The following is a 24,170-nucleotide window of genomic DNA, read 5'->3' on the forward strand; positions in this document are numbered from 1 at the left end:
ATAATTTATGAATTTGAGGTCGAAAAGGATGGTGAATCCTTAGAAGTTATACCTTTGCAAAAATTATAAGTTTTGAATCAAGAAGTACAAATACAATTTCCTAATTCCATTTCGGTTACCATCAAAAGGGACGATTTATTGCATCCTGTTGTTTCGGGAAATAAGTTTAGGAAATTAAAATACAATTTGCTTCAAGCAAAAAGTGAAAATAAAAAAACACTACTCACTTTTGGTGGTGCTTTTTCAAATCACATTGCTGCCGTAGCTTATGCTGCTCGTGAAAATGGTTTTCAATCTATAGGCATTATTAGAGGAGATGAATTGCGAGATAAAATAGAAAACAATCCTACGCTTCAATTTGCTCAGGAATGCGGAATGCAATTTGAATTTGTTTCCCGAGAAGTGTATCGTTTAAAAAAAGAAACTTCTTTTTTGACGAGTATACAAAAACATTTTGGTGATTTTTATTTGGTTCCTGAAGGTGGCACGAATCCTCAAGCTGTAAAAGGCTGTGAGGAGATTTTAACACCAGAAGATAGTAAGTTTGATTATATTTGTTGTGCTGTGGGAACAGGCGGAACGATTTCGGGTATTATTAATAGTGCCTTGCCACATCAAAAAGTAATGGGATTTCCAGCTCTTAAAGGCGATTTTTTACAAGATGAAATCCGTATTTTTGTGCAGAATGAAAATTGGGAGCTCAATACTGAGTATCATTTTGGTGGATATGGTAAGGTAAATGAAGAATTAATTCATTTTATTAATCAATTTTATCAAGATACTAAAATTCCGTTAGATCCTGTATATACTGGGAAAATGGTGTATGGTGTTTTCGACTTGATTCAAAAGAATTATTTTCCTGCACATTCGAATATTTTGCTTATTCATACTGGTGGTTTACAAGGAATTTACGGAATGAATGTTAAATTAAAAAATAAGAATTTACCAATACTAACTGTTGATGTTTAAGAAAAGCCTACTCTTATTGATTATTTTGATGCTTGTTAGTTGTCATACTACCAAATCGCCAATTGGTTCAACTAAAAATAATTCCTATTCTTCAAAAAACAAAAAAACAAATCAAAAAAAGGAAGAAGTAATTGTTTCTTCCTCTAGAACTACAGTTACCAATAGTGTTGTTAGTAATTATGTCTTACAATACAAGGATGTAGCCATGAGTAATATGAAAAATTATGGTATTCCAGCGAGTATTATTTTGGCACAGGGAATTTTAGAGTCTGGTGCTGGAAAAAGTGAATTGGCAATGAGTGCTAATAATCATTTTGGTATTAAATGCCATTCAGATTGGACAGGAGACAGTGTAAAACATGATGATGATGAAAAGCAAGAATGCTTTCGAAAATACAATAAAGTAGCAGAATCTTATCGCGATCATGCTCTTTTTTTAAAAGGAAAAACAAGATATGCTAGTTTGTTTGAATTGGACAAAGATGATTATGAAGCTTGGGCAAGAGGTTTAAGAAAAGCCGGATATGCAACCGATCCTAGTTATCCGGAAAAGTTAATTTCCTATATTGAGCGTTACGATTTGGCACAATATGATGCGCAGGTTCTCGGTAAAAAATATGTTGCTAATGAGAATAAAGGAGGGCGAATAACAAGTGTAAGTTCCAGAAACGAAGAATACTATGAAGTTCAAAAAGGAGATACCTTATATTCGATATCAAAAAAATACAACCTTTTAGTAGAGGATTTAAAGCAAAAAAATAAATTGTCTGATAATACACTTTATATAGGTCAGAAATTGAAAGTGAATTAGTAAGAATTAAGAATTAAGAAGGTTAAGTGCTAGACGTAGAAGGATTATATGAAAAATGATAACGATGTCTACAATCACAAATTAGAAATCAAAAATTAAATGTTATACCAAAGAAGTAGTCAGCTTTTTGCTGAAGCAGAAAAAGTAATTCCAGGAGGAGTTAATTCGCCAGTTAGAGCATTCAAATCGGTAGGAGGAACACCTATTTTTGTAAAACAAGCTAAGGGTGCGTATTTGTATGATGAAGATGGTAATCGATTAATTGATTATATTAATTCATGGGGACCAATGATTTTAGGTCATGCTTATGAACCTGTTGTTAAGGCAGTAACCGAGAAAGCCCAATTGGGCACCTCTTTTGGGATGCCAACAGAATTAGAAACTCGAATCGCTGCTTTGGCAGTTTCGATGGTTCCTAATATTGATAAAATACGTTTTGTAAACTCAGGAACAGAGGCTTGTATGAGTGCCGTACGATTGGCGCGTGGATTTACTAAACGAGATAAAATAATCAAATTTTCAGGTTGTTATCATGGACATTCCGATTCTTTCTTGATTCAGGCAGGAAGCGGGGCAATGACTTTTGGAACACCAAATAGTCCTGGAGTAACGGCTGGAACAGCTAAAGATACTTTACTAGCTAAATACAATGATTTAGAAAATGTTAGAAGTTTAATTCAAGCAAATCCAAATGAAATTGCGGCTATCATCGTAGAACCAGTTGCTGGAAATATGGGTTGTGTACCGCCAGTGAAAGGTTTTTTAGAAGGTATTCGTGAACTTTGTACTGAAAATGGAATTTTACTCATTTTTGATGAAGTAATGACTGGTTTCCGTTTGGCCAAAGGCGGGGCACAGGAGTTATTGAATATCAATGCTGATATTGTTTGTTTTGGTAAAGTAATCGGTGGAGGTTTGCCTGTAGGTGCATTTGCAGCCCGTGAAGGAATTATGAATTATTTAGCGCCACTTGGTCCAGTATATCAAGCCGGAACTTTATCAGGAAATCCCTTGGCAATGGCAGCTGGATTAGCCATGCTAGAATCTTTGAATGAAGATGCTGAAGTTTTTCAAAGATTAGAAGAAAAAACAGCCTATTTAGAAGCAGGAATTCATCGTGTTTTACAAGCCAATTCTATTGTTTACACGATTAATAGAGTAGGGTCGATGATATCAGTTCACTTTGATGCTAATCCCGTTGTTGATTTTCAAACGGCTGCCAATGGTGATAATGAAACGTTTAAAAAGTTTTTCCACGGATTATTGAAAGAGGGAGTTTATATCGCACCATCGGCGTATGAAACTTGGTTTATAACCGATGCGTTGACTTATGACGATTTAGATTTTACAATTAATGCAATTGATACCGTTTCAAAAACATTATAGTAAATAGCGAAAATAGATAAAAAAAGCTTCGAGATTCTCGAAGCTTTTTTTATTAGTTATCAATGTTGCCACCAGGTTGGTTGTCCATTCCACCGCCCATTCTTTCCTGCATTCTTTGTTGCATTCTTTGTTGCATTTTTTCTTGATTGCTCTTCCATTTTGCTAGTTGATCAGCGTTTAAGATTGCAGCCATTTTTGTCTCCATAGCTTTTCTTTGTTCAGCCATCATTTCTCTACCTTGACCTTTTTTCTCTTTCATTTGTGCCATCATGGCCTCTCTGTTTTTTGCTTCGTCAACATAAAGTTGTTTTATTTTTTCCTGTTGTGCAGCATCAAGATTTAATTCTTTTGTCATACGGTCCACACGATTTTGAACACGTTGTTCTGGAGTCATTTTTTCCATATCTCCACGTTGAGGTCTTTCTTTTTTCTCCTGAGCAAAAGTTGCTACTCCAACCACTAATAATGCGGCAATAATTAATTTTTTCATTTTTTAATTGTGTTAAAAGTTACTTGTATAAGATGTTGTTTTTTCAAAAAGGTTTAATTCTTAACTTAAAATTATAACTTACAAATTAATCTATTGATACCTATTGTTTTCTAAAGGTATAAAAAATTACTTTTTAATGATGTAGTTGGTTTTTAAAACCACTGGTATACCATTATTAGTAATTCCTTCAATTATTAAATTAATAGTTGAATTAACTTCGTTATTATAGTAAGAAGTGGTTGCATTGCCCTTTTCGTCGGTTTGAAAATAGGGATTCCAGTATAATGTATTTCGTATATCGGCGGTTTTATTTTCTGTAGGTTGTGGTTTGCTATAATTGGGTGAATAAAAGATTCTCGTGTTTTGGAATCCTTCTATAGGTTTAGCAATGGAATGGAACACTTTTTTGCTGGAGTTAGAACCTTTGCCCATTTTAGTATAAATTAGGATAGCTCCATTACCCCCTTGTGAACCAAAAACCGCAGCTCCAGGACCTTTGATCGCTTCAATTTTAGCAACGTCATCGGTCGACATGCTTGATAATAAACTCATATCAGTTTCAATGCCATCTACCAGAACAAGTGCTTGTCCGTTATATCGATTAAAACGAATAGAGTTATTCGTTACGGATACATTAGGAATGGCTACTTGGATAAGTAAAAATATATTAGAATAATGTGGCCCTTTTTCCTCAGGGATATATGTGTAATCAGCAAAACCAAAACGACTTGGACCAGTATCATCTTGCTTCTTTTTACTTATAATTACAACATCTTTAAGTTGATTCTCTTCAGGAATATTAAAGAGTATTTTTTTGTTTCTGATATTTGATTGCATCTGACTAATTGTAGTTTCTTCTAGGTTACTATTTAATTGGCTTTTAAAATCAATAGCAATAGGTTCGTTGTAGATAGAGTCTAATACAAATTTCCCTCTATTTTTTCCTTTTTCGTTTTTAGTATTGAGGAGCATTGTTGCTGTACCACGGAATACAATATCGTTAAATTTAAATTTTCCATTGCTATCCGTAGTTTCATTAAGCATCACAGAATTAGCATTATTGAGCAGAACCATTTGTACCAAACTATTCTCTTTAGGAGTAGTCCCAATTAGGTTTTCTACTTTTCCAGAAATAGTAATTCCTTTTTCGGCTTTGAAATTTTCATTTTCATTGAGTTTTGGGAATTTTTTCCAAACAAAATCGCGCCAACCTTGAGTTAGTAATACTAAGTCTAAGTGAACTAAACGAAGGGGATTAGAGGGGTTAAAATAATAACTGGGATTGTGTACTTTACCTTTAATGTCTGAAGCCATGAGAAAATAGGAATAGATGTTTACTACGTTATCTTGGTTTTCATTGATCCAATTAACGTCGGTAGCCGAAATAGAAAAGTTAGCAATTAGAGGCGTGTTTTGTTTATCCTTAGCTTGTAGGCTTACCGTTACCTTTTCTTTTGGGGCATATTCTTTTTTATCTGTGGTTAGGGTAATGTCTAGATTGTTTTCTTTTGTAATAAAAACCAAGCGTTCGCTTTGAGGGATGGCATTTTCATCATAAAGTGTAATTTGTGATATTCCTTCTGGGATATTTTCTTCGGGCAAAATAAAAGAAAGTTTGGTTTCTTTAAGTTCTTGTGTGCCTTCAAAATAAGTGATTCCTCTTGTGTTGCAAAGGATTGTGAGTGGTTTGTCTTGATGGAGTAGGAGAGTTGCCTTGTTTGTTTTTATGGAAACAATTTTTTTGCCGTCAATTTCATTGAGACTTAGTGAATAGCCTGTTTTTAAGGTTTCGGGCAGATTTATTCTGATTTCATCGTTAGTTGGCGTGCTGATAATGGCATAATATTTTTGATTTTTTTCGGGTTGCAAAATAAATTTACCCATTCCGTCATGCATGCTTTTAAATAGGTTGATAGGTTTGTCATTGGAATCATAAATCGTTCCTTTAACTTCTATGGGAGTACCATGAGTGTCGGTCGCTTTGAAGGCTACATTACCTACTACTTCTTCAATTAAAGAGCCTCCCTCTGGGAAAAAATCAAATAGGATTTCGTTCTTTTTTTTACTATCAACTTCTTCTTTTGTGTTTTTTGCTTTCGGACTTGTTTTGTTTACTTCTTTTGATTGAGCCAATTCATCTTTGGCAATACTAATGATTTGGATTTCTTTTTTAAAGATAAATGTATCACCAAAATTTCGCATCCAATTAGTATAAGCTCTTAATTGATATTTACCTGGTTTAATGCCTAAGGAATCGGCCAAGATGAAGTCGCCATGACCAAGTCCGCCTTCAAGTCGGGTAATATTGCGACTTACGATTTTTGATTCTGGAGAAATGAGTTCAACATAAAGAACATTGCTATGGTCAAAAAGCTGATTGGTATACGCATAAACCGCATAGGCCTTATACCATATTGATTCTCCTATAGGATAATAATTATTGTCAGTATGGAGGTAGATTTTTTCAATTTCAATCGGACTTGATTTCGTTTTCTGAATAGTGTCGGTAGGTACTTGTGCCGTATTTTTTGTACTTATTCCTAAAAAAAGAATTAGGATAAACATTATTTTTTTTGCCATTTTATTAGTTTCTTGGGTTGCTTTGTTTGTTTTGATTGTTGGTTTGAAAGTATAAATGTAATCTATTTATTATAATAGACTCCTTTTTTTGTATTTGGTTTAATCAAATTAACAATTGAATTAGGTAGTTTTTCTCAAAAAAATAGCGCATACATGAAGGAATTTTTTTAAGAGAATAAGACATTTGTCAGGTTTCTTTTTTTGAATATTCCCTAACTTGCCTTACAAACTAAAAAGAATTAGTATGAAACAAGATGAATTAACACAGATTCCTAAAGTTGCTTTTTTCTCCACTCAGGCTTACGATAAATCTTTTTTTGAAAAATACAATTCGGATTTTGGATACGATTTGGATTTTTTTGAAAGTCAGTTAAATGAACATACGGTTAAATTAATTGCAACTACCGATGTAGTTTGTGTTTTTGTAAATGATATCGTAAATCAATCGGTTATTGAGCAATTGGTTGGAAAAAAGGTAAAAGTTATCGCTTTGCGATGTGCCGGTTTCAATAATGTAGATTTGGTAGCGGCTAAAAAATACAATTTAAAAGTGTGTCGAGTTCCAGCTTATTCACCAGAAGCAGTTGCTGAACATGCTATGGCGATGATTCTCACTTTAAACCGAAAAACACATAAAGCGTACAATCGGGTGCGCGAACAAAATTTTTCCCTAAACGGATTGTTAGGTTTTGATTTGCATGGTAAAATAGTTGGAATTATAGGAACTGGAAATATCGGAAAAGCTTTTGCTAAAATTGTAAAAGGTTTTGGTTGTAAAGTATTGGCTTTTGATTTGGTTCCCAACGAAGAGTTGGTCGATTTAGGCGTGAATTATGTGACTTTAGAAACCCTTTTTAAGGAGTCAGCGATTATCTCCTTGCATTGTCCTTTGAATGATACCACGAAATACATCATCAATGAAAAATCACTTTCGTTAATGCAAGATAATGTCATGCTGATTAATACAAGTCGAGGTGCCTTAATTCAAACTTTGGATGTGATTCATGCCCTGAAAAGAGGAAAAGTAGGTTATTTAGGGATTGATGTTTACGAACAGGAAGATAAGTTGTTTTTCAAAGATCACTCCGAAGATATTATTGAAGATGATCAAATCCAGCGTTTGATGAGCTTTCCAAATGTATTAGTAACAGCCCATCAGGCATTTTTTACGAATGAGGCCTTGTCACAAATTGCGATTACTACTTTGAGTAATATTGAGGCTTTATTAGCTAAAAAGAAAATTGATAATAAGGCGGCTTTGTTGGTGTAAGTATTTAAAAAAATAAACCCGACAGTTTTTTGAAATCTGTCGGGTTTAAATATTATGTTATCCAGTTTGGAATTTGGATTTTTTCAATTGGAATTTAAAAAAACTATCCTACGAATTCCACCACTTTACTTTCGCCTTCAACAGCTACTTTAGTCAAACCATGTTTTGCTAAACCTTTCATGGCAGCATCCCATTTTTTACCGCTTAGATTGGCATTCATTTTTAGTTGCTGAAGATCCATTTTATTTTCACTTTTTTTCAATAAATCAACGATGAATTTTTCTTCATCGGTCAATTCTACTGAGATTTTTTTCTCAGGACGCATTTGCGGGAACAATAATACTTCTTGGATAGAAGCATTATTTGTTAAATACATAATTAAACGATCCATTCCAATTCCCATTCCAGAAGTTGGAGGCATACCGTATTCTAGTGCTCTTAAGAAATCTTCATCGATAATTCCGTTTGCTTCGTCATCTCCTTTTTCGGATAAACGCATTTGTTCTTCAAAACGCTCTCTTTGGTCAATTGGGTCATTCAATTCCGAATAAGCATTGGCAATTTCTTTACCACAAACCATCAATTCAAAACGCTCCGTCAATTCAGGATTATCGCGGTGCTCTTTACAAAGTGGCGACATTTCTTTTGGATAATCAGTAATGAATGTTGGTTGGATGTAATTTCCTTCGCATTTTGCTCCAAAAATCTCATCGATTAATTTTCCTTTACCCATTGTTTCATCAACCTCGATTCCCATTCCTTTGGCTGCTTCAAACAATTCTTGTTCAGTTTTTCCAGAAATGTCAAAACCAGTAAAATGTTTAATTGAGTCAGTCATCGTTACGCGGGCAAATGGCGCTTTGAAACTTATTTTGTGCTCACCAAAAGTCACTTCACTTGTACCATTTACTGCAATGGCACAGTGTTCTAACAAACCTTCAGCAAAATCCATCATCCAGTTGTAGTCTTTATAGGCTACATATATTTCCATTGCGGTAAATTCAGGATTATGGGTTCTGTCCATTCCTTCGTTACGGAAGTTTCTTGAAAATTCATAAACACCTTCAAATCCACCAACAATTAATCGTTTTAAATATAATTCGTTTGCAATACGCATATAAAGCGGAATGTCAAGCGAATTGTGATGTGTAATAAATGGTCTTGCAGAAGCACCACCAGGAATCGATTGAAGTACTGGGGTGTCAACCTCTAGATATCCAGCATTGTTAAAGTATTCACGCATCGCACTGAACAATTTTGTTCTTTTGATAAACGTTTCTTTTACAGCGGGGTTAACCGTTAAATCCACATATCGCATACGGTAACGCAATTCAGCATCAGTAAAGGCATCATAAACATTACCTTCTTCATCTACTTTTGGTAATGGCAACGGACGCAATGTTTTACTTAAAAACGTAAATCCGTCAACACGAATACATTTTGCGCCTACTTGAGTCGTAAATAATTCGCCTTCAATACCAATAAAGTCACCTAAGTCAGTCAATTTTTTGAAAACTTGGTTGTATAAGGTTTTATCTTCTTCAGGACACAAAACATCGCGGTTCACGTACAATTGAATACGACCTTCGCTATCTTGTAATTCAGCAAAACAAGCCTTTCCTTGATCTCTCACACTCATCAAACGACCAGCAACAATCACACGTTTTCCTTCTTCAAAATTGTCCTTAATTTGCTTTGAAGTATGATTTACAGGAAAAAGATTCGCAGGATAAGGGTTGATTCCTAAGTTGCGTAAAGATTGCAGTTTTTCTCTTCGGATGATTTCTTGTTCTGATAATGCCATTATAGTCTGATTTTTAAGACCGCAAAGATAACAAAAGAATACAGATTACAGAAAGCAGATTTCAGAATTTTTAGGAGCAGAAAATCCCCGAGTTTTAAGGACGTTTTGTCCCGCTGTTCGTTGCAATCTATTGTGCCAAACAGTGGCACAATAGGATTTCCACTACTATCGGGGCTATTCGACAAAGATTTTGTTTTTTTTAATCAAGGTGGGTTATAAATAAAGATATTTGTTAAGTAAGAAAAAGTTTTAAATTTGCTTTAATAGAGTTGAATTCAAATTAAAAGTCACATTAAATAAATTTCGTATGCTAAAGAAAATGATTGTATTGTTGGTACTGCTTTTTTCAAATTATACATTTTCACAGTTTCATTATTTTTATTTTGGAGGAGGTAAAAGCGAACCCGAAAGATTGAAATATCATAATAAATATTATGATGCGAATCCTCGTGGGTTAAAACAATTTGTAGAAGAAACGGAAATGTCTGATGAATTAAAAGGTGATTTGAAAGAACAGATTAAAAAAATTTCGAATAAAAAAATAACATCAAAAATTTTTACTTACGGAGGATTTGGAACCGGGGCAGGAATTATGATAAATGAGGTAATGACTACTGAAGAGGGAGAAACTTATAATAAGACAAATCTATTTAAAGGTCTTGGGGTTGCTCTTGCTGGAGCAATTATCGGATATATAATTAGTCCTAAAAATAAAGATTATTATGAGTTTGTCAATACTTTTAATGAAAAACAAAATGATAAGATAAATTTTAGTTTAAAAGTTGATTATGATAGGCAAATGAATTATGGATTTGTGATGTCATTTTAGATTATAAATAAATATAAATTGAAAAAAAAATGATTAGATTATACAAAATACTGTGTGTTTCATATTTAATAGTAACACTTACAAGCTGCAACTTCACGGAAAATATCGATGTTCATCCTGATGGTTCTGGGAATTATTCCTTAGAAATGGATGGGGCGGGTTTGCTGGCAATGGCAGGAGATAAATTAGGAAATGAATTAGGAATGAAAAATAACGCTAAGGCAATCGATTCTACTTTTTCGTTCAAAGAAATATTTGCAGCGAAGAAAGATAGTATTGCTAAGTTAGCTCCGGAACAACAAGAAGCTTTAAAGAAATTGGAAAACTTTGTGATGAGAATCAAATTGAATCCGGAAGCTCAACAATTATTATTCTCAATGAATACGCCTTTTAAAAAAGTAAATGATTTGGGTGGTTTGATGGAAAGTATGTCGGCGCTGAAGGATTTAAAAGGAAAATCAGATAAAAGCACTGCTATGTTAAGCGGACTTGGAATGGATAATTCTAAATTGAGTTTTAGTTATAATGGAAAAAACTTTAGCCGAAAAGCAATTGTTGATAAAAACGCTTTAAATACATTCGCCTCTGATTCAACCGGAATGGCTAAGATGATTTTTGCTTCTTCCAAATATACTTTGAAATACCATTTCCCAAAAGCGGTAAAATCAGTTTCTAATCCGGATGCGCTATTCAGTGCAGACCGCAAAACAATTACGGTAGAATATCCTTTTACGGAATATACTGAAAACCCGGAAAAGTTGAACCTAGATGTGGTTTTTGAATAAACACCAATTTCACAAATTGGCACAGATTCATTTGTGCTAATTTGTGAAAATTGTGGTGAAATATCTTTTTGTGTGTCTTTGTGACTTCGTGGCAAATCAAAATAATTAATCGTATTTTTGCGCCTCAAAGTAATACGATGAACAAAAAAATCCAACTTCAGGACTTAGGAAAAAGAGATTATAAATCGACTTGGGAATTTCAAGAGGAATTATTCAAAGGAATTGTAGATCTTAAAATTCAAAACCGAAGAGAAGAATCCAATACGCCTACGCCTAATTATTTTCTTTTTGTAGAACATCCTCATGTATATACGCTTGGAAAAAGTGGTGATTTTGAAAATTTATTGTTGTCAGAAAAACAATTAGAAGCCAAAGGTGCTACCTTTTACAAAATCAATCGTGGTGGCGATATTACCTATCACGGCCCGGGGCAAATAGTAGGTTATCCTATTTTAGATTTAGAAAATTTCTTTACTGATATTCATAAATATTTACGTTTGCTGGAAGAAACCATTATCTTGACTTTACAGGAATATGGTTTGGATTGCGGTAGAAGTGAAGGGGAAACCGGAGTTTGGTTAGGTGTGGGAACACCATTTGCTCGAAAAATATGTGCGATGGGAGTTCGTGCTTCGCGTTGGGTGACCATGCACGGATTTGCTTTGAACGTCAATGCCGATTTGGGTTATTTTGACAATATCATTCCTTGTGGTATTCGCGGAAAAGCGGTGACTACTTTAAACGTAGAACTGGGTGTTGAAAAAGTAGATGAGGAAGAAGTAAAAGCTAAAATTTTGAAGCATTTTATTCAATTGTTTGAAGCGGAATTTGTCACTGTTTAATTTGGTACACGGATGTCACGGATGCAACAGATTATCACTGATTTTTCTTAATTTCTTTGCGAAAACCTTCTGAACTTTGCGGTATAATTTTAGTAAGCAGTAGTAAATCTGCAATCAAAAATCGTTAATCAACAATCACAAATCTAAGGTTAGTTGCTCCGGCAATAATCTAAAACTCATTCGGTGGTACTTAGTTACCCCATATTTTTTGATCGCTTCACGATGTTCTGTTGTTGGGTAGCCTTTATTTTTTTTCCAGTTGTACATTGGAAATTCTTCGTGAATTTTGTCCATATATTCATCACGGTAGGTTTTGGCCAAAACAGAAGCGGCAGCAATGCTCAAATATTTAGAATCTCCTTTGATGATACTTTGATTTGGAATTGACTTTAAAAGTTGAATTTCATCAGGAGAAAATTGTTTTCCACAAGCGTTTTTTAATCCTAATTTGGCATTCAAAGAGCGGTTACCATCCACAATAATAAATTCGGGAGTTGGATTTAATTGTAAAACCGATTCTTGCATGCCTTTCATTGAAGCATTTAGGATGTTGATTTCATCAATTTCATTTGGAAATAGATGAGTAACAGCAAAACTTACGGCTTGTTCTTCTATTATGGGACGTAATTTTTCTCTAACTTTTTCAGATAATTGTTTACTGTCATTTAATATTGAATTATGGAAGTCTGATGGAAGAATTATCGCCGCAGCGGTTACAGGACCAGCCAAGCAACCACGACCGGCTTCATCGGTTCCCGCTTCAAGAATAAATGTAGAATAGTTAGAGGAAAGCATATCTATTGGTGTTTGAACGGCAAAGATTATAAAATTTTTAAGATAATAGCGCTGTATTCTAACGTTTACTTATCATTTAGTACTAATTAAGTTGTTTTTTTATACGGTTTTATCCTTTACCTTTGTCTCAAATATTAGTTTTGAAATAAACCCAAATTATATAGCTATCCCGAATGAGAATTCTCTTTTTACTATACTTTTTAATTGTGCCAATAATGTTGTTTTCTCAAAACAATACAAGAGGTGAGGAGCCTAAGAGAAGTTTTGCTGACCGATTAAAAGGAGGACCAAATGCTAAAGAAAAAGATACTGGTAAAGTGGCTACCATTGATATGTATCGATTCATTACCTTAGAAAGGGATACAACTTATTTAGATACTGCTCTCACGGTAGAAAGAGAGTATAGTCATAATTACCTTCGAAGAGATCTTTTTGGTTTGCTAGCCTTTCCTAACGAAGGACAAGCATATAATACACTGCAATATAGTTTAACGCAGCATACTCCTTTTCCTGAAATGGGATTTAAGGCCAAGCATTTTAATTTTTTAGAAGCGAATCAAATTCGATATGCCTCTGTTGCAACACCTGTAACCGAATTGTATTTTAAATCTATTTTGGCAAGAGGTCATTCTGTAGATTCTTTCTTTGCTGTCAATTTATCTCCTAATTTGAATTTGTCTATTGCTTATAAAGGATTACGTTCTGAGGGAAAATATATAAATGAATTGGCAAGTACAGGGAGTTTCAGGTTTATGATGAGTTATAATACTACGAGTAAACGCTATCTTATCAAATCCCATTTTACCTCTCAAGATGTTTTGAATGAAGAAAATGGAGGGATTACAACTAATAATGATTTTGAAAGCGAAGATGCTAAATTTAAAAACAGACAGCGTTTGCAAGTCTATTTAACGGATGCGGAATCTTTTTTAAGAGCCAAACGTTTTTTTGTGGATCATATTTTTCGTGTGAATCCTACTGCTGCTGCCAATAATTTGTATGTCACACACCAATTTAATTTTGAAAACAAATTTTACAGATACAATCAGCCTACTTTGCTTTCTAGTGTAGGAACTCGTAATGTTTATCGATTTGGTGATGCCATTGTGACCTCTAATTTGTCTGATCAAACCCACTATAATAAAATGTATAATAAAGCGGGCTTGGTTTATGAAAACACTACTTTAGGTAAATTTCAATTTTTCATTGATGATTTTAGAAGCAACTTTTATTACAATAGAATTTTGATTTTGGATGAGGGTGTTATTCCTTCTGTTTTGTCAAGAAATATCAATAATGTTGGAGGTCAGTATGAATATTGGAAAAACAAATGGCACGGTAGATTTTTGCTTTCAAAAGCGATTAGTAAACAAACAATATCTAACATTGAAGCAAAATTAGACTATAATCTTAATGAGGATTTTCAGTTCGTTTTTGGTTATCAAAATATAAGTAAATTGCCTAATGATATTTATAATTTGTACCAAAGTGAATATGAAAATTACAATTGGTCGAATAATTTTGCAAACGAAAAAATCAATATAATCAGTGGAGAAGCATTAACGCCTTGGTTTGATGGTTCTATGCAAATAGCGACTTTAACCGATCATGTGTATTTTGAAAATAAGTCGGCTGATAATTCACAACAATTAATTTCACCTAATCAATTTGGTGGAACAATTAAATACTTATCCCTTAAATTGAGTAAGGAAATAACATTTGGAAAATTTGCGCTGAATAATACCGTTTTGTATCAAAAAGTAGATCAAAGTCAAGCCGTATTAAATGTACCCGATTTAGTAGTTCGTAATACTTTTTATTTTAGTAACTATTTCTTTCAAAGGGCTTTGTTTGTTCAAACAGGGATAACATTTAATTATTTTACTAAGTACTATGCTAATGAGTACAATCCTGTAATTGGTGAATTTTTTGTGCAACAACAAAAACAAATTGGGAACTATCCTAATTTTGACTTTTTCTTTAATGCTAAAATTCAAAGAACTAGAGTTTATGTAAAAGCAGAGCATTTTAATTCGGCTTATACAGGTAATAATTTCTATTCTTCGCCTTCTTATCCGTTTCGTGATATGGCCATTCGTTTTGGTTTGATTTGGAATTTCTTTAATTAGGTTTAGGTATGACTTTTACAGCGATTGATTTTGAAACCGCTACCTCATTTCATCCTTGTTCAGTGGGGATTGTTACGGTAGAGAATGGAATAGTGGTAGACGAATTTGTTTCTTTGATTCAGCCTCCCAATAATCTTTATTCACCTTTTACTATTCAGGTGCATGGAATTTATCCAAGTGATACTGCTAGAGCTAAAAATTTTCTTCAAGTATTTCCTGAAATTCAAAAAAGACTACAAAACAGAGTAGTAGTGGCTCATAATGAAAGTTTTGATCGTAATGTTTTGCTGAAGTCAATGGCTTATTATGGTTTAGAGTATTCGCACCTAAATATTGCTGCTCGTTGGGAATGTACAGTTAAAATTTATAAAGCCAAAGGTGTAAAACCAACTAAATTAAGTGATTGTTGCAAGTTGATGAATATCGAGTTAAATCATCACGAAGCATTATCGGATGCACGAGCCTGTGCACAGTTGTACATGATGAAATAAGATTTTTTTTTCAAAAGTTTAAATACGTAAGTTTTTTCATTATTTTAGTATAATGAATTTATGTCTTTAGCTATGAAGGAAGATTTTTTACACTATTTATGGAAGTATAAAAAGTGGAATACACTTGATTTGAAAACCACTAATGGAGAAACTATTTCAGTTCTTCAAGCTGGGCAATATCTACAGCAAGCTGGGCCTGATTTTTTTAATGCGCAAATCACAATTGGGTCACAAAAATGGGCAGGAAACGTTGAAATCCATGTAAAATCTTCCGATTGGTATGTGCATCATCATGAAAAAGACGAAGCATACGAAAACGTGATTTTACATGTTGTTTGGGAACATGATACTGCCGTTTTTAGAAAGGATAATTCTGAAATTCCTGTCTTGGAGCTCAAGAACTATACTGATAAAGCTGTTTTAATGAATTATCAAAGATTAGTTGCTCCAAAATCTTGGATTTTTTGCGAAAAACAACTGCAAGAATTAGATACATTTCTTTTTAAAAATTGGCAAGAACGTTTGTTTTTTGAGCGTTTGGAACGAAAATCCAAAGCGATATATCAATTGTTAGAGGAAACCAATAATGATTGGGAAGCCGTATTGTTTCGTATGTTGGCTAAAAATTTTGGCTTAAATACCAATGGTGATATTTTTTTAAAAATAGCCCAATCCATTCCGTTTGATGTCATCAGAAAAGAAAGTTTTGAGGTAGAAAATCTTGAGGCTTTATTGTTAGGCAAGGCTAATCTATTAGAAACAGAAAAAGAAGATAACTATTTTAAGGATATACAGTTTAGGTATTTTTTTCTGTTACATAAATACCAATTAGAATCTAAATTGCTGGGACAAGTGCAGTTTTTTAAACATCGTCCAGATAATTTTCCTACGATACGCTTGTCGCAATTGGCCAATTTGTATCACTTACATCAAAATTTATTTTCTAAAATTAGCACTATTGATACTATCGATAAGGCATACGATTTGTTTCAGGTAGGTCCATCATTCTATTGGGAAAATCATTATCAGTTTGACAAAGAAAGTCCCAGAAAAGCAAAGAAGCTTTCAAAAGCATTTGTCGATTTGTTGTTGGTTAATACCATTGTACCAATACAGTTTGCTTATGCAAAAAGCCTTGGAAAAGAAATTACCGATGATTTGATTGATTTATTAGTTGATGTTGCTCCCGAAAAAAATTCAATAATAGACAAGTTTCATACTTTCGGAATTAAGGCGGCTAATTCATTTGAAACACAATCCTTGTTGCAATTAAAAAATGAATATTGCTTGCACGGTAAATGCTTGCATTGTGCTGTAGGGATGGAATTGCTGAAGCAGCATTAATTTGCCTAAGCTATGGGTATAATTTTGTAATTTTGTCGATGATTTTAAAAAGGATGCCAATGTCAGCAATAGTAAAACTTAAATTTTTTTTCGAAAAGTACGGATTTCAGGTTTCTTCACGTCTTGCTGATAAACTTGGAATGCGAGTAACAAGTGTCCGACTTTTTTTTATTTACATTTCATTTGTCACGGTTGGTTTAGGGTTTGGAGTGTATTTAACCTTGGCTTTTTGGATTCGGTTAAAGGATTTAATTCGTTCAAAACGAACCTCTGTTTTTGACTTATAAAAAAGAGAGCCATTTTAAAAATTTTTTAAAATGGCTCTCTTTTTTAAGTTTATTTTTTTTATTCAGATTTATCAGGATTATTTAGAACACTGTTTTTTCTACCATAAGTAAAATAAACAATGACACCAATTCCCATCCATGCAAAAAGTCTAATCCAGTTAGTCCAACCTAAGCCGTACATCATAGCCATACAAACTAAAGCTCCTAGAATAGGTACTACAGGTACAAAAGGAGTTTTAAATTCGCGTACCATATCTGGCTCTTTTTTTCTTAAAATAATTACCGAAATACAAACTAAAGCAAAGGCAAATAAAGTTCCAATACTAGTCATATCACCTACGATATCACCTGGGATGAATGCAGCAAATAGACCTACAATTAAAAGGATTGCAAGATTAGCTTTGTATGGAGTTTTGTATTTTGGGTGAACATCACTAAACAATTTAGGTAATAAACCGTCTCTACCCATAGCATAGAAAACCCTTGATTGCCCTAGAAGTAGCACTAAAATTACAGAAGAAAACCCTGCAAGAATTGCTATGGTTACAAATTCTCCAAGCCATTCGTAACCTATCATATATTTGTTAATGGCAAAAGCTACAGAGGCTTCTTTTCCTCCTGTTCTAAAATCTTCAACCGTAGCAACTCCTGTGAGAACATGTGCAAATAAAATATATAAAACTGTACAAATAGCTAGTGATCCTAAAATTCCGATAGGCATTGCTGTTTTTGGGTTTTTAGTTTCTTGAGCAGCCGTACTTACAGCATCAAAACCAATGAAAGCAAAGAAAACCGTTCCAGCGGCACCTAAGATTCCCATAATTCCTCCAAATGCATGATCTATACCATGTTCGTCTGTAAAAACAGAACTTTGTGGGATATAAGGAGTGTGATTATCTGGGTTGATGAATTTCCATCCAATAACAATAATGAGGATTACAATGGCAACTTTTACAATAACAATTAAACCGTTTACAAATGCTGATTCTTGGATCCCTTTAATTAAAAGTAAGCTAATTATACTTACTATAAATAATGCAGGTAAATTAATAATTCCCTGAACGCCATCTGGTGAAGTTTGAAAAGGAGAATGTGAGTATTCAAAAGGAATTGGGCTAGTGTGCAATATATTGACCAATAAATCATTGAGGTATTCACTCCAGGCAATTCCTACTGTTGCTGCTCCTACAGCATATTCTAAAATTAAATCCCAACCTATAATCCATGCCAGAAATTCTCCCATGGTAGCGTATGTATAGGTGTAGGCACTACCTGAAATTGGGATAGATGAAGAAAGTTCTGCATAGCAAAGTCCCGCTAGAGCACAACCAATAGCTGCAACTATGAATGCTAATGTTACCGAAGGTCCAGCACTTTGAGCTGCGGCAGTGGCAGTTCTTACAAATAAGCCCGCTCCAATGATTGCTCCAATTCCAAGTGCAATTAATGACCAAGCAGTAAGCGTTCTTTTTAATCCTTTTTCGTTATCTTCAGCTTCGGCTAAAAGTTTAATTAAAGGTTTCTTTTTCCAAATAGACATAGGTTCAGTTTTTAGATTATTATTTATCAAAAGTATAGTTTTTTATGATAAAACAATAATTATCTATATCAAATTGGATTGAATTTAGGTAAAATAGTTATAATTTTATAACATGTCATTCTAATAATTCGGTTAAATCATTTGTCATGAACAAAATGTATTATCAGTTTTCTAAAGAACAGCAAAGAGGAATTCTTATTTTTTTTCTCATTATTATTGTTGTTCAATTTGCTTGTTTTTTTGTTGATTTCGGAAATGCTACGCAATTAGATATTGAAGGGCAAAAGTGGCTTTCATTAGAATCGGAAATTCGTACACTTGAACAAGAACAGAAAGGACAAAAGGGAATGTTGTATCCTTTTAATCCTAATTTTATCTCAGATTATAAAGGTTATAAGCTAGGGATGACGGTCGAACAAGTAGATCGCTTATTTGCATATAGAAAACAAAATAAGTATGTCAATTCTGCTGAAGAATTTCAGACAGTAACCGGAGTTTCAGATTCTTTGTTGGCTGAAATAGCACCTTACTTTAAATTCCCAAATTGGGTAAAAAATAATTCGGTAACTAAAAAAAGTTATTTTTCGAAAACTACTTCGTATCCTAATTCAATTAAAGAAAAACTAATCGTAAAAGATATTAATCTAGCCAATCAGCAAGATTTAATGGCTGTATATGGTATTGGAGAAGGGCTTTCCTCTCGGATTTTAAAGTTCAAAAAAAGTCTAGGTGCTTTTGTCTCGATGGAGCAAATGAAAGATGTTTGGGGGTTGTCTCCTGAAGTTATTGAGCGTTTGAGAACTAATTTCAAAATAGGATCGGTAAGTGCTATTAAAAAAATACCTATTAATGATGCTTCGGTTAAAGAATTGATGCAATTTCCATATTTCAAATATGCAATCGCAAGAGAAATTGTAATCTATAGAACTATGAATGGGAATATTAAAAATTCTGCCGATTTAACAAAAATTAAAGGATTGTCTATTGATAATGCAAATATTATAGCCTTATATTTGGAGTTCTAAAAAAAAACAAACCACAATGATGTATTTTGATTCGAGTGAAACACAAAATATGATTGCTCAGTCCATTAGGGATTTTGCAGAGAAAAATATAAGACCATATATAATGGAATGGGATGAGGCTCAAACTTTTCCTGTTCCTTTGTTTAAAAAGCTTGGTGAGATGGGTTTTATGGGGATTTTAGTTCCTGAAGAACTTGGTGGAGCTGGATTAGGTTATCATGAATACATTACTATTGTAGAGGAGTTGTCAAAAGTGGATCCGTCCATAGGATTGTCAGTAGCAGCACATAATTCTTTGTGCACTAATCACATTTTGACTTTTGGTACAGATGAACAAAAAAAGAAATGGATTCCTAAATTAGCTTCTGGGGAACATATTGGGGCTTGGGGTTTAACGGAACACAATACTGGTTCGGATGCGGCAGGTATGAATACAACCGCTAAAAGAGATGGCGATTTCTGGGTGGTTAATGGCGCAAAGAATTTTATAACCCATGCAATTTCTGGAGATATAGCTGTGGTAGTTGTTCGTACTGGAGAAAAAGGAGATTCTCGTGGAATGACTGCTTTTGTATTTGAAAAAGGGATGCCTGGATTTACTTCGGGTAAAAAAGAGAATAAATTAGGAATGCGTGCTAGTGAAACAGCTGAATTAGTTTTTGACAATTGTCGTATTCCGGATGCCAATAGATTAGGTGAAGTGGGTGAAGGTTTTATTCAGGCTATGAAAATTTTAGATGGCGGTCGCATTTCTATTGGAGCCTTGTCTTTAGGATTAGCCAAAGGAGCCTATGAGGCAGCTTTGAAATATTCTAAAGAAAGACATCAGTTCGGGAAAGCTATTTCTGAATTTCAGGGTATTTCGTTTAAATTGGTAGATATGGCAACAGAAATAGAAGCTTCAGAATTGTTATTGCATAAAGCGGCTTTTTTGAAAGAACAACATCGTCCAGTAACTACAGCGGGTGCCATGGCTAAGATGTATGCTTCAGAAGTATGTGTTAGAGTTGCAAATGATGCGGTTCAGATTCATGGAGGTTATGGTTTTACTAAAGACTTTCCTGTGGAGAAGTTTTATCGCGATGCCAAATTGTGTACGATAGGTGAGGGAACTACCGAAATTCAAAAAGTGGTTATTTCGAGAAATCTGTTGAAAGGTTAGGGGTTAGAAGTTAGGGGTTTAGTTGTGTAACCCATAACTCATGACCTTCAATCCTAACTAATTTCAAAAAAAAATAAATAAAATATCCTTTGTATTTCGTAATTAATTTTTACTTTTGCAGCCTTAACGAGAGGAGGTGTCAAAATTATGTTAATTATACCAATTAAAGACGGAGAAAATATCGATAGAGCATTAAAGCGCTATAAAAGAAAATTTGATAAAACTGGAACAGTTCGTCAATTAAGAGCAAGAACTGCTTTTATTAAACCGTCTGTTAAAAACAGAATGAAATTCCAAAAAGCGGCTTACATCCAAAGTTTGAAAGACAGCTTAGAGAGTTAGTAGTTTTCTTTTTGAAACAAATATAACCGTTAGTGGTCAGATTTTTTATAAATTTGATGCTAACGGTTTTTTTTATGGCTACAAATTTAGAAGCATTTGCGGATTATTTACAAAAGGAGAAAAAATATTCTCCTCACACGGTAGGTGCCTATGTTAAGGATGTCTCTGATTTTCAAGACTTCAATAAAGTAAATTTTGAACAGGAGGATATAGTGAAAGTTGAATATACTCAAATTCGTTCCTGGTTGGTTTTTTTGGTAGAAAGTGGGTTGTCTTCTCTTTCGGTTAATCGAAAAGTGGCTTCGTTGAAAGCTTTTTATAAGTTTTTAATGAAAATTAAACATATTGAAGTGAGTCCTTTGTTTAAACATCGTGCTTTAAAGGTGTCTAAAAAAGTTCAGATTCCTTTTTCTGAGAAAGAATTAGAGATGGTGTTAGATGGTTTTCAGTTCAATGATGGTTTTGAGGCGGTGAGAGATAAGTTGTTGATTGAGTTGTTCTATTCGACAGGGATTAGACGGTCAGAATTGATAAATTTAAGACTAGATGCGGTTGATTTTTCGAATAAGAGCATTAAGGTTTTAGGGAAGAGAAATAAGGAACGTATTATTCCTGTTTTGGAGATTGTTTTGAATCAAATGCGTTTTTATCTTAAGGAAAGAGAAGGTTTGTTCTTTGTTAAGGATCCGGAATATTTTTTTTTAACAAAAAAAGGGTTAAAATTAAATGAATCTTTTGTGTATCGATTAATAAATTCTTATTTTAGTAATGTCTCCGAAAAGGTAAAAAGAAGCCCGCATATGTTAAGGCATACGTTTGCAACTCATTTATTAAATAACGGAGCTGATTTAAATTCAGTGAAAGAGTTGTTAGGGCATTCAAGTTTGGCTTCTACTCAGGTTTATACTCATAATAGTTTGTTAGAATTAAAAAAAGTATATGTTGGAGCGCATCCAAGAGGGAATAATGACTCTAAAGTTTAACCATTAAAAAAAATGATTATGAAGGTAAATGTTCATGCAGTTAACTTTAATGTTGACGGAAAGCTAGTTGATTTTGTTCAAGGAAGAATGGATAAATTAGAAAAGTATTATGACAGAGTGGTTTCTTCAGATGTTTATTTAAAAGTAGAAAAGACGAGCGAGAAGGAAAATAAAATCGTTGAGGTTAAAATTAATGTACCGGGAGATGACTTCTTAGTGAAAAAACAATGTAAAAGCTTTGAAGAAGCTGTGGAATTGTCGGCTGAATCATTAGAACGTTTGCTGGTAAAAAGGAAAGAAAAAATCAGAGCATATATATAATTTAAATTTTTTTCAAAAAATGTTTTGATTGAGAGATAAAATCTATACATTTGCAGTCCGTTAGAAATAACGGGCTTTTTTTTATTGATAAATGCCGATGTAGCTCAGCTGGCTAGAGCAGCTGATTTGTAATCAGCAGGTCGTGGGTTCGAGTCCCTCTATCGGCTCTTTTTTGAAATATTGGAATAAAGGATTGGGAAGATACTCAAGCGGCCAACGAGGACGGACTGTAAATCCGTTGGGTAACCTTCGCAGGTTCGAATCCTGCTCTTCCCACAAATAAAGATATTTAAAACCTTGCGTTTAGGTTTTAAGTCGATCTCTCTGCCGGTGTAGCTCAGGGGTAGAGTGCTTCCTTGGTAAGGAAGAGGTCACGGGTTCAAATCCCGTCATTGGCTCAATTAAGTAGGAAATTGAAATTAATATATAACTAAGATTAAAAATTAAGTAAAATGGCAAAAGAAAGTTTTAATCGTTCGAAACCGCACTTGAATATTGGTACTATCGGACACGTAGATCACGGAAAGACTACTTTGACTGCTGCGATCACTAAAGTATTATCTGATGCAGGATACTGTCAAGCTAAGTCTTTTGATCAAATTGACAACGCTCCAGAAGAGAAAGAAAGAGGTATTACTATCAATACATCTCACGTAGAGTATGAAACAGCTAACCGTCACTACGCTCACGTAGACTGTCCAGGTCACGCGGATTACGTTAAGAACATGGTTACTGGAGCTGCTCAAATGGACGGTGCTATCTTAGTAGTTGCTGCTACAGATGGTCCAATGCCACAAACTCGTGAGCACATCCTTTTAGGACGTCAAGTAGGTATTCCACGTATCGTTGTTTTTATGAACAAAGTGGATATGGTTGATGATGCTGAGTTATTAGAGCTTGTAGAGATGGAAATCAGAGATTTATTATCTTTCTATGAGTATGATGGTGACAACTGTCCAGTAATTCAAGGTTCAGCTTTAGGAGGGTTAAACAATGATCCAAACTGGGTACCTAAAATTATCGAATTAATGGAAGCTGTTGATGCTTGGATCGAAGAGCCAGAGCGTGATGTTGCTAAACCATTCTTGATGCCAGTTGAGGACGTATTTACAATTACAGGTCGTGGAACTGTTGCTACAGGTCGTATCGAAACTGGAGTTGCTAACACTGGAGATCCTGTTGAAATCATTGGTATGGGAGCTGAGAAATTAACTTCTACAATCACTGGAGTTGAGATGTTCCGTAAAATCCTTGATAGAGGTGAAGCTGGAGATAACGTAGGTTTATTATTAAGAGGTATTGATAAAGCTGATATCAAACGTGGTATGGTTATTATTAAGCCAGGTTCTGTTAAACCACACAAAAAATTCAAAGCTGAGGTTTATATCTTGAAAAAAGAAGAAGGTGGACGTCACACTCCATTCCACAATAACTACCGTCCACAGTTCTACGTACGTACAACTGACGTAACAGGAGTTATCACTTTACCAGAAGGAGTAGAGATGGTTATGCCAGGGGACAACTTAACTATCAATGTTGAGTTATTAAGCCCAATCGCTATGAACGTAGGTTTACGTTTTGCTATCCGTGAAGGAGGTAGAACAGTAGGTGCTGGTCAAGTAACTGAAATCGTAGAGTAATCTATAATTAATAAATGTATTCAGTGTCGTTTTTGATAACGACACTGAATTTTTACGGGCGTAGTTCAAGGGTAGAATAGCGGTCTCCAAAACCGTTGATGGGGGTTCGAATCCCTCCGCCCGTGCAAAAAAAATATATCATAATGGCAAAAATTGTTAATTACATATCAGAAGCATTTGAAGAATTGAAGTCAAATGTAACTTGGCCAGAATGGGCTGAGGTGCAAAGTCTAACAATTATTGTGGCTGTTTTTTCGGTACTATTTGCTTTAGCAACTTGGGGAGTGGATGAGTTTTTTGCAAATGCATTGGAAGGATTTTTTAACTGGTTAAAAGCGTAGTTTT

Annotated in this window: 23 protein-coding genes and 4 tRNA genes; 22 read left to right on the forward strand and 5 right to left on the reverse strand. The window is 34.1% G+C overall.

The window, feature by feature from the left end; all coding sequences use genetic code 11:
• Positions 1–72: 72 nt before the first annotated feature.
• The 3 genes from ACFPTQ_RS06270 to hemL all read left to right on the forward strand — a co-directional run bounded on the left by ACFPTQ_RS06270 (position 73) and on the right by hemL (position 3,166).
• Positions 73–969, forward strand: coding sequence for a 1-aminocyclopropane-1-carboxylate deaminase/D-cysteine desulfhydrase (locus tag ACFPTQ_RS06270; protein ID WP_379775224.1), 897 nt, complete (start codon positions 73–75; stop codon positions 967–969).
• Positions 962–1,780: a glucosaminidase domain-containing protein gene (locus ACFPTQ_RS06275; RefSeq protein ID WP_379775226.1), complete on the forward strand. Its 819-nt coding sequence runs from the start codon at positions 962–964 to the stop codon at positions 1,778–1,780. Before ACFPTQ_RS06270 ends, ACFPTQ_RS06275 begins: the two co-directional genes overlap by 8 nt.
• A 99-nt stretch (positions 1,781–1,879) precedes the next feature.
• Positions 1,880–3,166 carry a glutamate-1-semialdehyde 2,1-aminomutase gene (gene hemL, locus ACFPTQ_RS06280; RefSeq protein WP_379775229.1) on the forward strand — a complete coding sequence of 429 codons (1,287 nt, stop codon included), beginning with the start codon at positions 1,880–1,882 and terminating at the stop codon, positions 3,164–3,166.
• 52 nt (positions 3,167–3,218) lie between these two features.
• Here the strand turns inward: hemL and ACFPTQ_RS06285 are convergent, their stop codons facing one another.
• Together ACFPTQ_RS06285 and ACFPTQ_RS06290 are read right to left on the reverse strand one after the other, a co-directional pair.
• Complete coding sequence (locus ACFPTQ_RS06285) at positions 3,219–3,656, reverse strand: hypothetical protein (RefSeq protein WP_379775231.1); 438 nt, start codon at positions 3,654–3,656, stop codon at positions 3,219–3,221.
• 126 nt (positions 3,657–3,782) lie between these two features.
• Positions 3,783–6,236 (reverse strand): TonB-dependent receptor, encoded by a 2,454-nt coding sequence (locus tag ACFPTQ_RS06290; protein ID WP_379775234.1) that lies wholly within the window; start codon positions 6,234–6,236, stop codon positions 3,783–3,785.
• 244 nt (positions 6,237–6,480) lie between these two features.
• Between ACFPTQ_RS06290 and ACFPTQ_RS06295 the strand changes: the two genes are divergently transcribed.
• Positions 6,481–7,506, forward strand: a complete 1,026-nt coding sequence (locus ACFPTQ_RS06295) for a 2-hydroxyacid dehydrogenase (protein ID WP_379775236.1) — start codon at positions 6,481–6,483, stop codon at positions 7,504–7,506.
• Positions 7,507–7,609: 103 nt separating this feature from the next.
• Here the strand turns inward: ACFPTQ_RS06295 and lysS are convergent, their stop codons facing one another.
• Positions 7,610–9,310: a lysine--tRNA ligase gene (gene lysS, locus ACFPTQ_RS06300; RefSeq protein WP_379775239.1), complete on the reverse strand. Its 1,701-nt coding sequence runs from the start codon at positions 9,308–9,310 to the stop codon at positions 7,610–7,612.
• Positions 9,311–9,617: 307 nt separating this feature from the next.
• Between lysS and ACFPTQ_RS06305 the strand changes: the two genes are divergently transcribed.
• From ACFPTQ_RS06305 to lipB, 3 genes are all read left to right on the forward strand, one after another.
• Positions 9,618–10,139, forward strand: coding sequence for a hypothetical protein (locus tag ACFPTQ_RS06305; protein WP_379775241.1), 522 nt, complete (start codon positions 9,618–9,620; stop codon positions 10,137–10,139).
• A 29-nt stretch (positions 10,140–10,168) separates the two neighbouring features.
• Positions 10,169–10,924 (forward strand): hypothetical protein, encoded by a 756-nt coding sequence (locus tag ACFPTQ_RS06310; RefSeq protein ID WP_379775243.1) that lies wholly within the window; start codon positions 10,169–10,171, stop codon positions 10,922–10,924.
• A gap of 137 nt (positions 10,925–11,061) precedes the next feature.
• Positions 11,062–11,766, forward strand: coding sequence for a lipoyl(octanoyl) transferase LipB (lipB, locus tag ACFPTQ_RS06315; protein WP_379775245.1), 705 nt, complete (start codon positions 11,062–11,064; stop codon positions 11,764–11,766).
• A gap of 135 nt (positions 11,767–11,901) precedes the next feature.
• On the opposite strand, the gene ACFPTQ_RS06320 is transcribed toward lipB, so the two are convergent.
• Positions 11,902–12,561, reverse strand: a complete 660-nt coding sequence (locus ACFPTQ_RS06320) for a ribonuclease HII (protein ID WP_379775248.1) — start codon at positions 12,559–12,561, stop codon at positions 11,902–11,904.
• A gap of 215 nt (positions 12,562–12,776) precedes the next feature.
• On the opposite strand from ACFPTQ_RS06320, the gene ACFPTQ_RS06325 reads away from it, so the two are divergent.
• The 4 genes from ACFPTQ_RS06325 (at position 12,777) to ACFPTQ_RS06340 (ending at position 16,812) form a co-directional block, all read left to right on the forward strand.
• Positions 12,777–14,690: a putative porin gene (locus ACFPTQ_RS06325; protein ID WP_379775251.1), complete on the forward strand. Its 1,914-nt coding sequence runs from the start codon at positions 12,777–12,779 to the stop codon at positions 14,688–14,690.
• An 8-nt stretch (positions 14,691–14,698) separates the two neighbouring features.
• Positions 14,699–15,181, forward strand: a complete 483-nt coding sequence (locus ACFPTQ_RS06330) for a 3'-5' exonuclease (protein WP_379775253.1) — start codon at positions 14,699–14,701, stop codon at positions 15,179–15,181.
• 72 nt (positions 15,182–15,253) lie between these two features.
• Positions 15,254–16,525 carry a DUF2851 family protein gene (locus ACFPTQ_RS06335; protein ID WP_379775568.1) on the forward strand — a complete coding sequence of 424 codons (1,272 nt, stop codon included), beginning with the start codon at positions 15,254–15,256 and terminating at the stop codon, positions 16,523–16,525.
• Positions 16,526–16,584: 59 nt separating this feature from the next.
• The gene (locus ACFPTQ_RS06340; RefSeq protein WP_278035055.1) at positions 16,585–16,812 is read left to right on the forward strand and encodes a PspC domain-containing protein; all 228 of its coding nucleotides are present in this window, start codon (positions 16,585–16,587) and stop codon (positions 16,810–16,812) included.
• A gap of 58 nt (positions 16,813–16,870) precedes the next feature.
• On the opposite strand, the gene ACFPTQ_RS06345 is transcribed toward ACFPTQ_RS06340, so the two are convergent.
• The gene (locus tag ACFPTQ_RS06345; RefSeq protein ID WP_379775256.1) at positions 16,871–18,352 is read right to left on the reverse strand and encodes an amino acid permease; all 1,482 of its coding nucleotides are present in this window, start codon (positions 18,350–18,352) and stop codon (positions 16,871–16,873) included.
• A 146-nt stretch (positions 18,353–18,498) separates the two neighbouring features.
• Between ACFPTQ_RS06345 and ACFPTQ_RS06350 the strand changes: the two genes are divergently transcribed.
• From ACFPTQ_RS06350 to secE, 11 genes are all read left to right on the forward strand, one after another.
• Complete coding sequence (locus ACFPTQ_RS06350) at positions 18,499–19,377, forward strand: ComEA family DNA-binding protein (RefSeq protein ID WP_379775259.1); 879 nt, start codon at positions 18,499–18,501, stop codon at positions 19,375–19,377.
• Positions 19,378–19,396: 19 nt separating this feature from the next.
• On the forward strand, positions 19,397–20,539 hold the full coding sequence (locus ACFPTQ_RS06355; protein WP_379775571.1) for an acyl-CoA dehydrogenase family protein: 1,143 nt from the start codon (positions 19,397–19,399) through the stop codon (positions 20,537–20,539).
• A 147-nt stretch (positions 20,540–20,686) separates the two neighbouring features.
• Positions 20,687–20,881 carry a 30S ribosomal protein S21 gene (rpsU, locus tag ACFPTQ_RS06360; protein ID WP_026713289.1) on the forward strand — a complete coding sequence of 65 codons (195 nt, stop codon included), beginning with the start codon at positions 20,687–20,689 and terminating at the stop codon, positions 20,879–20,881.
• A 74-nt stretch (positions 20,882–20,955) separates the two neighbouring features.
• Entirely contained in the window at positions 20,956–21,864 is a 909-nt protein-coding gene (locus ACFPTQ_RS06365) for a tyrosine-type recombinase/integrase (RefSeq protein ID WP_379775262.1), read from the forward strand.
• 18 nt (positions 21,865–21,882) lie between these two features.
• A complete protein-coding gene (gene hpf, locus ACFPTQ_RS06370; protein WP_278035057.1) occupies positions 21,883–22,185 on the forward strand; it encodes a ribosome hibernation-promoting factor, HPF/YfiA family in 303 nt (100 codons plus the stop codon).
• A gap of 93 nt (positions 22,186–22,278) precedes the next feature.
• Positions 22,279–22,352, forward strand: a tRNA-Thr gene (locus tag ACFPTQ_RS06375).
• Positions 22,353–22,380: 28 nt separating this feature from the next.
• Positions 22,381–22,461: transfer RNA gene (locus ACFPTQ_RS06380), tRNA-Tyr, on the forward strand.
• A gap of 50 nt (positions 22,462–22,511) precedes the next feature.
• Positions 22,512–22,583: transfer RNA gene (locus ACFPTQ_RS06385), tRNA-Thr, on the forward strand.
• Positions 22,584–22,637: 54 nt separating this feature from the next.
• Positions 22,638–23,825, forward strand: a complete 1,188-nt coding sequence (gene tuf / locus ACFPTQ_RS06390; protein WP_278035058.1) for an elongation factor Tu — start codon at positions 22,638–22,640, stop codon at positions 23,823–23,825.
• A 54-nt stretch (positions 23,826–23,879) separates the two neighbouring features.
• Positions 23,880–23,950 (forward strand) — tRNA-Trp (locus ACFPTQ_RS06395).
• 18 nt (positions 23,951–23,968) lie between these two features.
• A complete protein-coding gene (gene secE, locus ACFPTQ_RS06400) occupies positions 23,969–24,166 on the forward strand; it encodes a preprotein translocase subunit SecE (RefSeq protein WP_278035059.1) in 198 nt (65 codons plus the stop codon).
• The last annotated feature ends 4 nt before the right edge of the window (positions 24,167–24,170 follow it).

Source organism: Flavobacterium sp. GCM10022190 (assembly GCF_042656445.1).
Lineage (GTDB): Bacteria > Bacteroidota > Bacteroidia > Flavobacteriales > Flavobacteriaceae > Flavobacterium > Flavobacterium nitratireducens.